Source organism: Pseudomonas sp. GM25, from assembly GCF_000282255.1.
GTDB classification, from domain to species: Bacteria; Pseudomonadota; Gammaproteobacteria; order Pseudomonadales; family Pseudomonadaceae; genus Aquipseudomonas; species Aquipseudomonas aphyarum.
The window spans coordinates 69,149-84,286 of record NZ_AKJQ01000033.1 but is presented as its reverse complement, the minus strand read 5'-3'; the positions used below and the strand labels follow the sequence as shown (position 1 = coordinate 84,286).

At 62.8% G+C, this 15,138-nt stretch carries 12 protein-coding genes; 8 read left to right on the top strand and 4 right to left on the bottom strand.

The features are described from left to right. The first annotated feature begins 1 nt into the window (after window position 1). The 6 genes from PMI24_RS10090 to PMI24_RS10065 all read left to right on the top strand — a co-directional run bounded on the left by PMI24_RS10090 (window position 2) and on the right by PMI24_RS10065 (window position 6,818). Window positions 2–865 carry a LysR family transcriptional regulator gene (locus PMI24_RS10090; RefSeq protein ID WP_007953452.1) on the top strand — a complete coding sequence of 288 codons (864 nt, stop codon included), beginning with the start codon at window positions 2–4 and terminating at the stop codon, window positions 863–865. Window positions 866–1,098: 233 nt separating this feature from the next. Next, window positions 1,099–2,175, top strand: coding sequence for a putative 2-aminoethylphosphonate ABC transporter ATP-binding protein (locus tag PMI24_RS10085; RefSeq protein ID WP_007953451.1), 1,077 nt, complete (start codon window positions 1,099–1,101; stop codon window positions 2,173–2,175). After that, window positions 2,175–3,899, top strand: a complete 1,725-nt coding sequence (locus PMI24_RS10080) for a putative 2-aminoethylphosphonate ABC transporter permease subunit (RefSeq protein WP_007953449.1) — start codon at window positions 2,175–2,177, stop codon at window positions 3,897–3,899. The genes PMI24_RS10085 and PMI24_RS10080 overlap by 1 nt, the downstream gene beginning before the upstream one ends. 47 nt (window positions 3,900–3,946) lie before the next feature. Further along, window positions 3,947–4,972, top strand: a complete 1,026-nt coding sequence (locus tag PMI24_RS10075) for a putative 2-aminoethylphosphonate ABC transporter substrate-binding protein (RefSeq protein ID WP_007953448.1) — start codon at window positions 3,947–3,949, stop codon at window positions 4,970–4,972. A gap of 152 nt (window positions 4,973–5,124) precedes the next feature. Then, window positions 5,125–6,264, top strand: coding sequence for a TIGR03364 family FAD-dependent oxidoreductase (locus PMI24_RS10070; protein WP_007953443.1), 1,140 nt, complete (start codon window positions 5,125–5,127; stop codon window positions 6,262–6,264). After that, window positions 6,258–6,818 carry a phosphonate degradation HD-domain oxygenase gene (locus tag PMI24_RS10065; protein WP_007953441.1) on the top strand — a complete coding sequence of 187 codons (561 nt, stop codon included), beginning with the start codon at window positions 6,258–6,260 and terminating at the stop codon, window positions 6,816–6,818. Before PMI24_RS10070 ends, PMI24_RS10065 begins: the two co-directional genes overlap by 7 nt. A 10-nt stretch (window positions 6,819–6,828) precedes the next feature. Here the strand turns inward: PMI24_RS10065 and PMI24_RS10060 are convergent, their stop codons facing one another. Then, window positions 6,829–8,214 (bottom strand): GTPase/DUF3482 domain-containing protein, encoded by a 1,386-nt coding sequence (locus PMI24_RS10060; RefSeq protein ID WP_007953440.1) that lies wholly within the window; start codon window positions 8,212–8,214, stop codon window positions 6,829–6,831. Continuing rightward, the gene (locus PMI24_RS10055) at window positions 8,207–9,580 is read right to left on the bottom strand and encodes a DUF2868 domain-containing protein (protein WP_007953438.1); all 1,374 of its coding nucleotides are present in this window, start codon (window positions 9,578–9,580) and stop codon (window positions 8,207–8,209) included. Before PMI24_RS10055 ends, PMI24_RS10060 begins: the two co-directional genes overlap by 8 nt. An 85-nt stretch (window positions 9,581–9,665) precedes the next feature. Here PMI24_RS10055 and PMI24_RS10050 point away from each other — a divergent pair, with 85 nt between their 5' ends. Further along, window positions 9,666–10,178, top strand: coding sequence for a dihydrofolate reductase (locus tag PMI24_RS10050; RefSeq protein ID WP_007953436.1), 513 nt, complete (start codon window positions 9,666–9,668; stop codon window positions 10,176–10,178). A 40-nt stretch (window positions 10,179–10,218) separates the two neighbouring features. Here PMI24_RS10050 and PMI24_RS10045 read toward each other — a convergent pair whose 3' ends face one another. Continuing rightward, window positions 10,219–11,610, bottom strand: coding sequence for an L-cystine transporter (locus PMI24_RS10045; protein WP_007953434.1), 1,392 nt, complete (start codon window positions 11,608–11,610; stop codon window positions 10,219–10,221). A 240-nt stretch (window positions 11,611–11,850) separates the two neighbouring features. Here PMI24_RS10045 and PMI24_RS10040 point away from each other — a divergent pair, with 240 nt between their 5' ends. Further along, window positions 11,851–12,912, top strand: coding sequence for a phosphorylcholine phosphatase (locus PMI24_RS10040; RefSeq protein ID WP_007953432.1), 1,062 nt, complete (start codon window positions 11,851–11,853; stop codon window positions 12,910–12,912). A 191-nt stretch (window positions 12,913–13,103) separates the two neighbouring features. Here PMI24_RS10040 and ilvD read toward each other — a convergent pair whose 3' ends face one another. Next, a complete protein-coding gene (gene ilvD / locus PMI24_RS10035; RefSeq protein ID WP_007953430.1) occupies window positions 13,104–14,945 on the bottom strand; it encodes a dihydroxy-acid dehydratase in 1,842 nt (613 codons plus the stop codon). Window positions 14,946–15,138 lie beyond the last annotated feature (193 nt).

Genomic DNA, 15,138 nt, shown 5'->3' with positions numbered 1-15,138 from the left:
TGTGCTGAGTGCCGAGCTGAAAGCGTTTTACATGGTGGCCCGCCTGGGCAGCATCACGCTGGCGGCGAAAAAGCTCGGCCTCAGCCAACCGACTGTCACCACCCAGATCCGCAATCTGGAAAGCCAGTATTCGGTGGAGCTGTTCTACCGCGGCGGCCGGCGCCTGAGTGTCAGCGACGAAGGCGCGCGGCTGTTGCCGATGGTCAAAGCCTTGTTACAGCAGGAAGCCGATATCGAATTCTTCCTGCGTAACAGCGGCCAGGTGCAGGGCACGCTGCGCATTGCCGCCACCGCGCCGTATTACATCCTCGATCTGGTGAAGACCTTCCGCGAGCGCTTGCCGCAAGTAGAAGTCTCGGTGGAAATCGGTAATTCACAGCAAGTGCTCGAAGCGCTGGAGGATTACCGGGTGGATGTCGCAGCATCCTCGCAGTTGCTCGACGATGCACGGCTGATCCGTCGGGTGTTGGGCAGCGATCCGCTGGTGCTGGCGGTGCATCGCAATCATCCGCTGGCGGCGCACGACCATGTGACGCTGAGTGCATTGGCCGGGCATACCTTGCTGATGCGCGAATCCGGCTCGACCACCCGTCGCCTCACCGAAGAATTGCTGGCCAGCGCCGGGGTCAGTTTCGGCCCGTTGCTGGAGATCGGCAGCCGCGAGTCGATCCGCGAGGCGGTGTTGCGCAATATCGGTATCAGCATCATTGCCCGCCAGGAAGTGCCGCATGATCCGCAGTTGCGGGTGCTGACCCTGGAGAATGCGCCGCAGATTCCCGAATACCTCTACTGCCTCAAGGAGCGCAAGAATGCGCGCTTGCCGGCAGCGTTTCTCGGACTGGCGCAGGAAATGTCCCCGGCTTGATCGTAATGATCGTTCCCACGCTCTGCGTGGGAATGCCTCATTGGACGCTCTGCGTCCGCTCTTGGGACGCGGAGCGTCCCGGGCTGCATTTCCACGCAGAGCGTGGGAACGATCCGCGATCCGCGGTGAACCAAAATCCTTGAATACCACTATCGGTCGATTTTGCCTTGTTGCCATATGACCGACGCATTACAACTCTAGGATTCGTCTCATCTGCTTGATGAGGCCTGTCCATGAACCCTGCAATCGCAACTGCCCTGACCAACCCCGGCGCACCGATGAAAGTGCGCGGCGTGCAGAAGCGCTTCGGCGCCTTCACTGCGCTGGATAACGTCTCCCTCGATGTCGCGGCTGGTGAGCTCGTTTGCCTGCTCGGCCCGTCGGGCTGTGGCAAGACCACGCTGCTGCGTTGCATCGCCGGTCTGGAAAAGCAGGATAGCGGCGAGCTGTACCTCGGCGAGCGCGACGTTTCCCACCTCGCCCCGCAGGCTCGGGACTACGGCATCTTGTTCCAGTCCTACGCGCTGTTTCCCAATCTGACTGTCGAAGCGAACATTGCCTACGGTCTTGCCGGCAGCGGTCGCGACGAAGTGCGCCGTCGTGTTGGTCAGATGCTGGAACTGGTCGGCCTCACCGGCAGTGAGAAAAAGTACCCGGGCCAGTTGTCCGGCGGCCAGCAGCAACGGGTGGCACTGGCCCGGGCTCTGGCACCGGCGCCGTCGCTGCTGTTGCTCGACGAACCGATGTCGGCCCTCGACGCCCGGGTTCGTGAGCATCTGTGCACTGAACTGCGCCAGCTGCAACGCAACCTCGGCATCACCACCCTGATGGTCACCCACAATCAGGACGAAGCCATGCTGATGGCCGACCGCATCGCCGTGATGAACAACGGCAAGGTCGAGCAGTACGCCACCCCGCAGGAAATCTACAACCGTCCGGCCACGCCGTTCGTGGCCGAGTTCGTCGGCCAGGGCAACTGGCTGCCGTTCCAGCGCAGCAGCGACAGCCACGCCAAGGTCGGCGGGATGAACCTGCGCCTGGCCGACGGCAGCGTCCACAGCCCGTCGGGCCGGCTGTTCTGCCGCCCGGAAGCGATCAACGTCAATCCGTTGGTGCACGAGGAAAACCTGTTTCCGGCCAAGGTCCGCGAGATCACTTTCCTCGGCAACCGCTGCCGCATGAGCTTCGAGCTCGATCAATTGCCCGGCCACGCCTTGCTCGCCGAACTGGCGCCGGAAGCCATGCCGCGCCTCGGCGCCCAGCAGATCATGGTCGCCTTGCCGCCACGCAGCCTGCAGGTGTTTGCCTGATGAACAGCAACCTCGCACTGCCGCTACCGCAAAAGCAGGCGCGGCAGGTGTCCGGGGCCGAGGTCGGCGACCGGATCTTCGTCCTCGGCGGCAAACTCCTGCTGCTGGTATTGCTCGGCGTCGCGGTGCTCTTGCCCTTGCTGGCGATCTTCTGGCGCGGCTTCAGCAGCGAAGCCGGGCAGGGCGGTGGCTGGCTCGCCGCGAAAGAACTGGTGACCAGTGACAATTTCCACTGGCTGCTCGGCAACAGCCTGAAAGTTTCCCTCAGCGTTGCGGCCATCGTCGTACCGCTGGCCTACCTGTTTGCCTACGCCTTGCAGCGCACGATGATTCCCGCAAAAGGCATCTGGCGCGGAATCTCCCTGCTGCCGCTGATGGCGCCGTCGATGCTGCCGGGGATCGCGCTGGTCTATCTGTTCGGCAATCAGGGCATGTTGCGCGGGCTGCTGTCGGACAACATCTACGGTTTCTGGGGGATTGTTCTGGGTGAGGTGATCTACACCTTCCCACACGCCTTGATGATTTTGCTGTCAGCCCTGTCGCTGGCGGATGCGCGACTGTTCGACGCCGCGTCGAGCATGGGCGCCAGTCCGGCAAAGGCCTTCCGCAGCATCACTTGGCCCGCGACCCGCCAGGCTGTGTTCGCCGCGTTCTGTCTGGTGTTCACCCTGACCATCACCGATTTCGGTGTGCCGGTGGTGGTCGGTGGCGACTACCAGGTGCTGGCGCTGGAAGCCTACAAAGCGGTGGTCGGCCAACAGCAGTTCGGTCGCGGCGCGTTGATCGGCATGGTTCTGCTGCTGCCGGCGCTGTTCAGCTTCGGCGTCGATGCCTGGCTGCGTCGCCGTCACGGCGACTCGATGAGCGGCCGCGCTCAGGTGTTCAAACCGGCACCGTCGAAGAAGCGCGATGCCTTTTATCTCAGCGTGGTCCTGCTGATCAGCGCCGCGTTGCTGCTGGTGTTCGGCATGGCGGTGTTCTCGTCGCTGGTGAAGTTCTGGCCGTACAACCTGTCGCTGTCGCTCAACCACTACCAGTTCAACGAGACCGCTGGCGGTGGCTGGCTGGCCTACGGAAACAGTTTGAAGATGGCGCTGGGCACGGCGCTGATTGGCAGTGTGCTGATCTTCACGGGCGCCTACCTGATGGAAAAGACCCGCAGCCAGCGCGGGCTGAATCTGACGCTGCGCATGCTCAGTTTCGTACCGATGGCGGTGCCGGGGCTGGTGCTGGGTCTGGGTTACGTCTTCTTCTTCAACCTGACCGGCAACCCGCTGCACGTGCTGTACGGGACCATGACCCTGCTGATCGTCTGCACCATTGCTCACTATTTGACCACTGCGCAGATGACTGCCACCACCGCGCTGCGTCAGCTCGATGCCGAGTTCGAAGCTGCCGCGCTGTCGCTCAAGGCGCCGCTGTACCGGCATTACCTGCGGGTCACCGTGCCGATCTGCCTGCCGGCGCTGCTGGACATCGTGCGCTACCTGTTCGTCTCGGCCATGACTACCGTGTCCGCCGCGATCTTCCTCTACAGCCCCGACACCATCCTCGCGGCGGTGGCGGTGCTGAACATGGATGACGCCGGCAACGTCGGCGGCGCGGCGGCGATGTCGACCCTGATTCTGTTCACCTCGGCGGGCGTGTCCTTGCTGCTGGCGTGGGCTTCGCGCGGCTTGCTGCGCCGTTCCCAGGCTTGGCGGCAAACGGCGCCCGGCCACTGATCCACGACTTATCCCTTCAGCCTCAACTCACCGACAGGAAAACGATCATGTTCAAGCCTATGGCCCTGGCCGCTGCTGTGCTCGCTACTTTCAGCCTGAATGCCTTCGCGGCAAAAACCGAGTTGACGGTGTACACCGCCCTCGAAGCCGAGCAGTTGAAGTCCTACAAAGAGGCCTTCGAAAAGGCCAACCCGGACGTCGAGATCAAGTGGGTGCGCGACTCCACCGGGATCATCACCGCCAAACTGCTGGCCGAAAAGGATCGCCCGCAGGCTGACGCGGTCTGGGGCCTGGCGGCTTCGAGCCTGGCGATCCTCGATCAGCAAGGCATGCTGCTAAGCTATGCGCCGAAGGATCTGGGCAAGATCGGCGCGAACTACCGCGACGCCGCCAACCCGCCAGCCTGGGTCGGCATGGACGTCTGGGCCGCAACCATTTGCTTCAACACCGTCGAAGCCGAAAAGCAGGGCCTGACCAAACCGGTGAGCTGGCAGGACCTGACCAAGCCTGAGTACAAGGGCAAAATCGTGATGCCGAACCCGGCGTCGTCCGGCACCGGTTTCCTCGACGTCAGCGCCTGGCTGCAAACCTTCGGCGAGAAACAGGGCTGGGCCTACATGGACGGTCTGCACCAGAACATCGGCCAGTACGTTCACTCCGGCTCCAAGCCTTGCAAACTGGCGGCAGCGGGCGAGTTCCCGATCGGGATTTCCTTCGAGTACCCGGCCGTTCAGCTGAAGCGTCAGGGCGCGCCGCTGGACATCATCCTGCCGAAGGAAGGCCTCGGCTGGGAGATCGAAGCGACTGCCGTGATCAAAGGCACGCCGCATGAAGAAGCCGCGAAGAAACTGGCCGACTTCTCCGCCAGCGCCCCGGCGATGGATCTGTACAAGGAGAACTTCGCCGTCCTCGCACAGCCGGGCATCGCCAAGCCGCAGACCGAACTGCCGGCTGATTACGAGCAGCGCCTGATCAAGAACGACTTCGCCTGGGCCTCGAAGAACCGCGACGAGATCCTGACCGAATGGCGCAAGCGCTATGACGGCAAGTCCGAGAAAGTCGCTGCCAAGTAAATCTTCTTACCCGATCGTTCCCTGACGGAGTGTTGATCGTTCCCACGCTCCGCGTGGGAATGCAGCCAAGGACGCTCTGCGTCCTCTGTGACGCAGAGCGTCACGGTATTCATTCCCACGCAGAGCGTGGGAACGATCATTGAGGTAGCTACATGACACAACACAAAGACTTGCTGATCGTCGGCGCCGGCATCCTGGGCCTGTCCCACGCCTATGCCGCCGCCCGGCGCGGTCTCAAGGTCACGGTTTTCGAACGCACCACCACGCCACTCGGCGCCTCGGTACGCAACTTCGGCCAGGCACTGGTCACCGGCCAGCCACCGGGCCCGATGCTCGAACTGGCCAAGGCCAGCCGCGACATCTGGGGTCAGTGGGCGCAGCTCGCCGGCCTGCAACTCAAGCGCAACGGCTCGTACCTGTTCGCCCGCACCGAGGCCGAAGAGCACTTGCTCGAAGCCTTCTGCGCCGGGCGCGCCGTCGAGCACGACTACCGCGTCGAACTGCTGCGCGGTGCCGCGTTGCGCGATCTGTACGGCGGCCAGTTCAGCCATCACCGCGCCGCGCTGCACGGCATGGACGATCAACAGCTGTATTCCCGGGAGGCGATTCCGGCGCTGATCGAATACCTGCGCCGCGAACTCGACGTCGAGTTTCACTTCTCGACGCTGGTGCGCGACGTCGAACCGGGACGCCTGCAAAGCACTACCGGCACTTTTACCGCCGAGCAGATCATCGTCTGCTCCGGCCACGATTATCAGACCCTGCTGGCCGAGCCGATTGCCGCCCTCGACCCGCAAATCTGCCGCCTGCAAATGCTCCGCGCCCGGCCGCAGATCGACCTGAACTTGCAACACGCCTTGCTCACCGGCCTCAGCTGCGTGCATTACGGCGCCTTCGCTGACCTGCCGGAAGCGGCCGCAGTGCAGGCGCAAATCCTGCGCGAGCAACCGCACCTCCAGGAAAACGGCATTCACCTGCTGATCAGCCCGACGCCGTATGGCGAACTGATCATTGGCGACTCGCACCATTACGGCAGCGATCCGTCGCCGTTCAACGCCGAGCAGGTCGACAACTGGATGCTCGAACTGGCCGAACAGACCCTCGGCTGCAAGGTGCAAGTGGTCGAGCGCTGGCAGGGTGTCTATGGTTCTCGCGGGCCGGGGCCTTTTTCGTTTCTGCGTCCGGCGCCGGGGCTGAGTGTGGCGCTGATGCACAGCGGCGTCGGCATGAGCGTCGGCCCGGCCATGGCCGAGCGCAATGTTGCACAGCTTTTTGGAGAGAACGGATGTTGAGTCAGCAGCAAGTCGTCGACCGGGTGTTCGGCCTCTATGAGCGCTTCGGCGCCAGCGACTACATCGGCGAACCGGTGTCGCAGATCGAGCACATGTCCCAGGCGGCGCAACTGGCCATCGCCGAAGGCTTCGACGACGAAGTGGTGCTCGCCGCGTTCTTCCACGACATCGGCCACTTGTGTGCCGAAGGCGCGGAGAACATGGGCGGTTACGGCGTGGTCAGCCACGAACGTCTCGGCGCGGACTATTTGCGTGAGGCCGGCTTCAGCGAACGTTTGGCGCGGCTGGTGGAATATCACGTCCAGGCCAAGCGCTATCTGACGCTCAGGGAGTCGGGCTATTACGACCGCTTGAGCGAAGCCAGCCGCCGCACCCTGGAATATCAGGGCGGGGTGATGACCGAGGCTGAAGCGGATGCGTTCGAGCAGGATCCTTTGTGCGCCGTCAGCTTGCGGATGCGCCAATGGGATGAACTGGCGAAGGAAATGGCCGTGCCGGTGATGGATCTGTCTGTTCTCAAGCGCAAGGCTGAAGTTTTGTTGTCGACCGGGTGAGGGCGCGGATCTAAAGCTCAAGCACCTTCCCGACCAACAACTCAATCTGCTCCTGCCGCTCCGCCTGATTCAGCTTCGGATGCGGATTGAGCGAAGACCATTGCGGATGCGCGCGCGCCTTGTTCAGCGCCTCCGGCAGCTTGCCTTCGCGCCAGGTCTTGTCCTGCGGCGTCGCCACCTGAACGGCATCCAGCGCCGCATGGCCTCGGGCATTCAGCGCTTGCAGCAGTTGCCGCTGACGCAGTGCCAACAGGCGCAACACGTTGTCGTCGACCGTCAGCTCTCGCTGCCCTTTGATCTTGCCCAGCAGGCGGTTGCCATAGCTGCGGGCGGTTTGCAGGGCACCGCCGGCAATTGCACCGGCCAGAGCAGCGGCACCGAGGGTGATGCCGCCCACCAGCAAATCCACACCGGCACCGGCTGCGGCACCGGCGGCAATTCCGCCACCGACCCGCACGCCGAGTTGCTTGAGGGTTTCCGGGTTGAACAGGTCATCGCCCCAACGGCCGTCGAGCAACGGCAGATCGCTGGCGGCGGCGTCCTGCGGGCGGAAGGCGTAGAGCTTGAGCAGCGCTTCGACGCAGCGTTGTTCGCGCTGGCGCACGGCTTTGCGCAGTTCGCTGATGGCCTGTTGTTCCTGCTCGGCATTGCTCGCCACACTGCGTCGGCACGCGGCGCAGTCGATCAGCAATTCGGCGATCAGGCGCGCGGCGCTTTGCTCGCGGGCGAGGCGTTGGGCCTGTTGATCGGCGATCAGGCGTTCGAGCTGAGGGCGGGCGTTTTCCAGCAACAGTGCGAGGCTTTCATACAGCCGCCGCTCGCCATCTTCCGGCGGGGCGACGCTGTCGAAACGCACCAGCGCATGCAGGCCCAGACGCGCCAGTGCTTCGCGCCAGTCCGGTTCGCGGTTGTTGGCGCTGCTGACGAAATTCAGCACCGGCAGCAACGGTTTTCCGCAACTGGCCAGCACCTCCAGTTCGTCGCGGTACTTGGCCAGCACCGGTTCGCGGGCGTCGATCACGTACAGGCCGGCATCGGAATCGAGCAGTTGCCGCAGCACCTTGGCTTCCTGTTCGAAACGCTGGCGCGCTTCACTGCCGTCGAGAAACCGCGCCAGCCGTGCCGGGCCGTCGAGGCGTTCGCCGGGACGTTCCAGGCGCTCGAGAAAATCCAGCAGGGCGATGGCATCTTCCAGGCCCGGCGTGTCGTAGAGGTCGAGCAACGGTTCGCCATCCACCGACAAGCGCGCGCCTTCGACATGCCGGGTGGTGCTCGGGCGATGGGAGACTTCGCCGAAGCCGACGTCGCGGGTCAGGGTGCGCAACAGCGAAGTCTTGCCGACGTTGGTATGGCCGACCACCGCCAGTTTCAGCGGCGCTTTCCAAGCATCAGTCATGTCCGTGCTCCAGCCAGTTCAACGGGGCGCAATCGGCAAACGGCAGCTCAAGCTGTTGCAGCGCCACATGCCAGTCACCGAGGCGTTCGGCGTCCAGCGCCTGTCCTTGCGGCGCCTGCAATAGCCAGACGCGGGTCGCGGCGGCATTGCGCGCCAGTTCTGCAATCAGCGCCAGACTGCCGCGATCCGGCGACCGCCGTGGGTCGCAGGCGATCGCGAGGCGCGCCGGCGGGAAGCGGCTGAGTTGTTCGAGCAGTTTGTTGCGCGATTCGCGACTATCGAGGATGCCGGCGTTGCTGACGTTTTTCGGCAGCGTCGGCGGCCATGAGTGTTGATCGTCGAGTTCGATTGCCACGAGTAATGCGCCTTCGCTGGCGTGTTCGCCGACGGTGCTTTCGACACGGTGCAATTGCGCAGGCTCTGGGTCGGTGATGCCGAGGCGTTCGCTGGTCGGCATCAGGCGTTCGCGCAGTTGGGCGTAACCGGGCAGGTTGAGGTCCAGACGCAATGCGGCTTTGCCGCTGTTCCAGCGCCAGAAGCAGAACAGCGCCAACAGCAGACGCGGCAGCACGCCGTACACCACCAGCACGCCAACCAGCCAGGTCGCCCAGGCCTGACGGGCGCTTTCGATGTTCAGCGCGGTGTCGCCGCTGGCGCGGATCATGTCCACGGTCGGCACGTTGAATCCCAGCAGCGCCGGCAAGGCACCGAGGGCCTGGGTCATGTTGATGAACGTGTCGGCACTGAGAATCGTGGTTTCCCAGACGAAGCCGTAGCGCCGGGTCGCCATCAGCGTCAGCAGCAAAACCAGCGCGCTGAACATCGCCAGCAACCACAAGCCATTGACCAGCGTACCGAGCGCCCAGCGATTGAGCTTCTTGCGTTGCAGCATCAACAGCAGGGCCGGCGCCAGTTGTGCCGCCTTGGCATCGCGGGCGAGTTTTTCACTGAGCCACAGCCACAAGCGGCCGAGAGTGGCGCCATGTTCGCCAGCGAAGATCAGCCCCAGCGCCCAGCTCAACAGCAGAATCAGGTTCAGCCCGAGCAGACTGCCCAAGGCCCAGAACACATTGACCGGCGTCTGGCCCAGTGCAGCGAAGGCCAGGCCGGCGCCGCTCAGTACCGCGAAGATCGCCAGCAGCACCAGCGCCAGACGTGCGCCTTGCAGCCAGTGCTTGAGCGCCGAGGTCAGGCCGTCGCGCTCGGCCAGCCACAGGGCGCGGCGTTGAATGCGTCCCGGCAGATCGCCGCCGGCCGCGCGGGCCAGGCGATTGGCTTCCAGATCGTCCAGCGGACCTGCGTGTTCTTCGCGCAGGCGCACGGTTTCGGTGAGCCAGAGGTTTTGCAGTGAAGTCAGTTCAGTCACGCGGCATCCCGTTGCTTGATTGAGCCGTGAGCATAACCGCTGTGGCGCTTATCGGGGTAAGCGCGGCTCTGGTATCCTCGCCGGCATGACTAAATCACTCCCCCTCAGCCTGATCGCAGCCCTCGGTGAAAACCGTGTGATCGGCGTCGACAACAGCATGCCCTGGCACCTGCCGGGGGACTTCAAATACTTCAAGGCCACGACGCTCGGCAAGCCGATCATCATGGGTCGCAAGACCTGGGATTCGCTGGGTCGTCCGTTGCCGGGGCGCTTGAATATCGTGGTCAGCCGTCAGGCCGGTCTGGTGCTGGAAGGCGCGGAAGTCTATCCGTCGCTGGAAGCTGCCGTGGTTCGCGCCGAAGAGTGGGCGAAAGAGCAGGGCGTCGACGAGTTGATGCTGATTGGCGGGGCGCAGTTGTATGCGCAGGGGCTGGCGCAGGCGGATCGTTTGTATCTGACCCGTGTGGCACTGAGCCCGGAAGGGGATGCGTGGTTTCCGGAGTTCGATCTGAACCAGTGGAAGCTGGTGTCGAACGTGCCGAATCCGGCTGAAGGCGACAAACCGGCTTACAACTTCGAAGTCTGGGAAAAAGCCTGAATCTGTGGCGAGGGAGCACGCTCCCTCGCCACAACGTCAATCAAGCCTGAGCAAGCTCCGCATGCTCATCGGCATCCAGCAGTGCCTTGTCGGTCTGCTGCATCGCCTGGCTGGTAATCGCGCCAGCGGTGATCGAACCGCTCACGTTCAGCGCCGTACGACCCATGTCGATCAGCGGCTCGACCGAAATCAGCAACGCTACCAGCGAAACCGGCAAGCCCATGGCCGGCAGCACGATCAGCGCGGCGAAGGTCGCACCGCCACCCACGCCCGCCACACCGGCCGAACTCAAGGTTACGATCGCCACCAGCGTCGCGATCCACAGCGGATCCAGTGGGTTGATGCCCACGGTTGGCGCAACCATCACCGCCAACATTGCCGGGTACAGGCCGGCGCAACCGTTCTGGCCGATGGTCGCGCCGAACGATGCGGCGAAGCTTGCCACCGATTGTGGGATGCCCAGACGACGGGTCTGTGCTTCGATGCTCAGCGGAATGCTCGCGGCACTGGAGCGGCTGGTGAACGCGAAGGTCAGCACCGGCCAGATCTTGCGGAAGAAACGCAGCGGATTGATCCCGGCGGCCGATACCAGCAAGCCATGCACCACGAACATCAGGCCCAGACCGAGGTACGACACCACCACGAAACTGCCGAGCTTGATGATGTCCTGCAGGTTGGAACCGGCGACCACTTTGGTCATCAGCGCCAGCACGCCGTACGGGGTCAGCTTCATCACCAGACGCACCAGACGCATCACCCAGGCTTGCAGGGTGTCGATGGCGTTGATCACTTTCTGACCTTTCTCGACGTCATCCTTGAGCAGTTGCAGCGCGGCAACCCCCAGGAACGCGGCGAAGATCACCACGCTGATGATCGAGGTCGGTTTGGCCCGCGCCAGGTCGGCGAACGGGTTCTGCGGTATGAACGACAACAGCAGTTGCGGCACATTCAGGTCGGCGACTTTGCCGGCGTAATCGGTCTGAATGGTTTGCAGACGGGCCATTTCCTGCGTACCGGCGACCAGGCCTTCGGCGGTCAGACCGAACAGGTTGGTCAGGCCGATACCGATCAGTGCCGCAATCGCGGTGGTGAACAGCAGCGTGCCGATGGTCAGGAAGCTGATCTTGCCCAGCGACGATGCGTTGTGCAGACGGGCCACGGCGCTGAGGATCGAGGCGAACACCAGCGGGATCACGATCATTTGCAGCAGTTGCACGTAACCGTTGCCGACCAGATCGAACCAGCCGATCGAGGCTTTCAGCACCGGGTTGCCGGCACCGTAAATCGTGTGCAGCGCGACGCCGAATGCCACGCCCAGCACCAGCGCGAGCAGGACTTTTTTCGCCAGGCTCCACGAGGTGTGACGGGTTTGCGCCAGGCCAAAGAGCAGGGCGAGGAACACCAGCAAGTTGAGAATCAGGGGCAGATTCATGAGGACTCCAGAAAAGACTGTGCCAACAACCTTCCGGGGCTGTTGCGAACCGGCAAGCCTAACAGTTTGATTTCCAATGATTTAATACCGAAATCAAAGGTTGTCCGTCGTTTTTGGAATAAGCGGGTGTCGCTCTCGGGGATGCAGCTGGCGCGAAACGGACGTGGACGGTCGCTGACAGACGGGGACTGTCACATTTATTTGTTAGCGTCGATTTCTTTGACTCAGGGAGAAGCGCCAATGAAGTTTGCACCGAAATTTCTGGCTGTCGCACTGACTGTGGGGATGGGCCTGGCCACTCAGGCATTCGCCACCGACCTGAAACACTGGCCGGCGGATCAGGCCAAGGCGCTGGATGCGATGATCGCCGCCAACGCCAACAAGGGTAACTACGCGGTGTTCGACATGGACAACACCAGTTACCGCTACGACCTCGAAGAGTCGTTGCTGCCGTTCATGGAAAACAAGGGCCTGATCACCCGCGACAAGCTCGACCCCTCCCTGAAACTGATGCCGTTCAAGGACTCCGCCGACCACAAGGAAAGCCTGTTCAGCTACTACTACCGCCTCTGCGAAGTCGACGACATGGTCTGCTATCCATGGGTCGCGCAGGTGTTTTCCGGCTTCACCCTCAAGGAACTCAAGGGCTACGTCGATGAGCTGATTGCCTCGGGCAAACCGGTGCCGGCGACCTATTACGAAGGTGACGTGGTCAAGAACCTGGATGTGAATCCGCCGAAGATCTTCACTGGCCAGAAAGAGCTGTACAACAAACTGATGGAGAACGGCATCGAGGTCTACGTGATGACCGCCGCCTCCGAAGAACTGGTGCGCATGGTCGCGGCCGATCCGAAGTACGGCTACAACGTCAAACCGCAGAACGTGATCGGCGTGACCACGTTGCTGAAGAACCGCGAAACCGGTGAGCTGACCACCGCGCGCAAGCAGATCACCGCCGGCAAATATGACGAGAAGGCCAACCTCGGCCTCGAACTGACCCCGTACCTGTGGACCCCGGCGACCTGGATGGCCGGCAAGCACGCGGCGATCCTGACTTACATCGACGAGTGGAAAAAACCGGTACTGGTGGGTGGCGACACGCCGACCAGCGACGGCTACATGCTGTTCCACGATGTGGACGTGGCCAAGGGCGGTATTCACCTTTGGGTCAACCGCAAGGACAAGTACATGACCCAGATCCAGGGCATGATGGCCAAGCACGCGGCGGCCCAGGCGAAAGAAGGTTTGCCGGTGACGGCGGACAAGAACTGGGTGATCGTGAAGCCGGAAGAAATCCAGTGATCCTTTCTACGATGATCGTTCCCACGTCGAGGCGTCGAACCGTCCGCGTGGGAATGCCTACGGGGACGCTCCGCGTCCAGTGACGCGGAGCGTCACGGGCTACATTCCCACGCAGAGCGTGGGAACGATCAAACTGAAGGAAAAAAAATGCCCCGCACTTGGCGGGGCATTTTGTTTCTGCGATTTGACGCTTACAGCCCGTCGAGCATCGCCTTGTTGCGCACTGCACCCTTGTCGGCGCTGGTCGCCAGCAGGGCGTAGGCCTTGAGGGCGGTGGTCACTTTGCGTGGACGCTGTTCGACCGGCTTCCAGCCTTTCTTGTCCTGCTCGACCCGGCGTGCCGCCAGTTCTTCGTCGCTGATCAACAGGTTGATCGAGCGGTTTGGAATGTCGATCAGCACCTTGTCGCCGTCCTGTACCAGACCGATCGCGCCGCCGGCCGCAGCCTCTGGCGAAGCGTGGCCGATGGACAGACCGGAAGTACCGCCGGAGAAACGGCCGTCGGTCAGCAGGGCGCAGGCTTTGCCCAGACCTTTGGATTTCAGGTACGAGGTCGGGTAGAGCATTTCCTGCATGCCCGGGCCGCCTTTCGGGCCTTCGTAGCGAATGATGACGATGTCGCCTTCCTTCACTTCGTCGGCGAGGATGCCGCGTACGGCGCTGTCCTGGCTTTCGAAGATCTTCGCGTTGCCTTCGAACACGTGGATCGACTCGTCGACGCCGGCGGTTTTCACCACGCAGCCGTCCAGGGCGATGTTGCCGTACAGCACGGCCAGGCCGCCTTCTTTCGAATAGGCGTGTTCGAAGCTGCGGATGCAGCCGTTTTCACGGTCGTCGTCCAGGGTTTCCCAACGGGTCGACTGGCTGAACGCGGTCTGCGTCGGAATGCCGGCCGGGCCTGCCTTGAAGAAATGGTGTACGGCTTCATCGTCGGTCTGGGTGATGTCCCACTTGGCGATGGCTTCTTCCATGCTGCGGCTGTGCACGGTCGGCAGGTCGGTGTGCAGCAGGCCGCCACGGGCCAGCGAGCCGAGGATGCTGAAGATGCCGCCGGCGCGGTGCACGTCTTCCATGTGGTACTTCTGGATGTTCGGCGCGACCTTGCACAGCTGTGGCACAACGCGCGACAGGCGATCGATGTCGCGCAGGTCGAACGCAATCTCGGCTTCCTGGGCAGCGGCCAGCAAGTGCAGGATGGTGTTGGTCGAACCGCCCATGGCGATGTCGAGCATCATCGCGTTCTCGAACGCCTTGAAGTTGGCGATGTTGCGCGGCAGTACCGATTCGTCGTTCTCGCCGTAGTAGCGTTTGCACAACTCGACGATGGTGCGGCCGGCCTGCAGGAACAGCTGCTCGCGGTCGCTGTGGGTGGCCAGGGTCGAACCGTTGCCCGGCAATGCGAGGCCCAGGGCTTCGGTCAGGCAGTTCATCGAGTTGGCGGTGAACATGCCGGAGCACGAACCGCAGGTCGGGCAGGCGCTGCGCTCGTACTCGGCAACCTTCTCGTCAGAAGCGCTGGAGTCGGCGGCGATGACCATGGCGTCGACGAGGTCGAGACCGTGGCTGGCCAGTTTGGTCTTGCCGGCTTCCATCGGGCCGCCGGAAACGAAGATCACCGGGATGTTCAGGCGCAGGGCGGCCATCAGCATGCCCGGGGTGATCTTGTCGCAGTTCGAGATGCAGACGATGGCGTCGGCGCAGTGGGCGTTGACCATGTACTCGACGGAGTCGGCGATGATCTCGCGGCTCGGCAGCGAATAGAGCATGCCGTCGTGGCCCATGGCGATGCCGTCGTCTACGGCGATGGTGTTGAATTCTTTTGCAACGCCGCCAGCGCGTTCGATCTCACGGGCAACCAGTTGACCCAGGTCCTTCAGGTGAACGTGGCCCGGTACGAACTGGGTGAAGGAGTTGGCAATGGCGATGATCGGCTTCTTGAAGTCGTCATCTTTCATCCCGGTGGCGCGCCACAGTGCGCGGGCGCCGGCCATGTTGCGGCCGTGGGTGGATGTTTTCGAGCGGTAATCTGGCATGGAGCACTCCGGGCGGCTAATCAGGTATCAAAAGGGAGTGAGCTTCTATTGACGTCTGGAACACTCAGAAATGGCCGTGTGTCCTGATGTTGCCGATGACGTTGCGGGATCGCCGCTGGTCTCAGCCTGAGCTCATAAACCCGCCGGGGATGAATGGCGATGAATCTCGCGATTCTACACCGCTGGCGTCAGG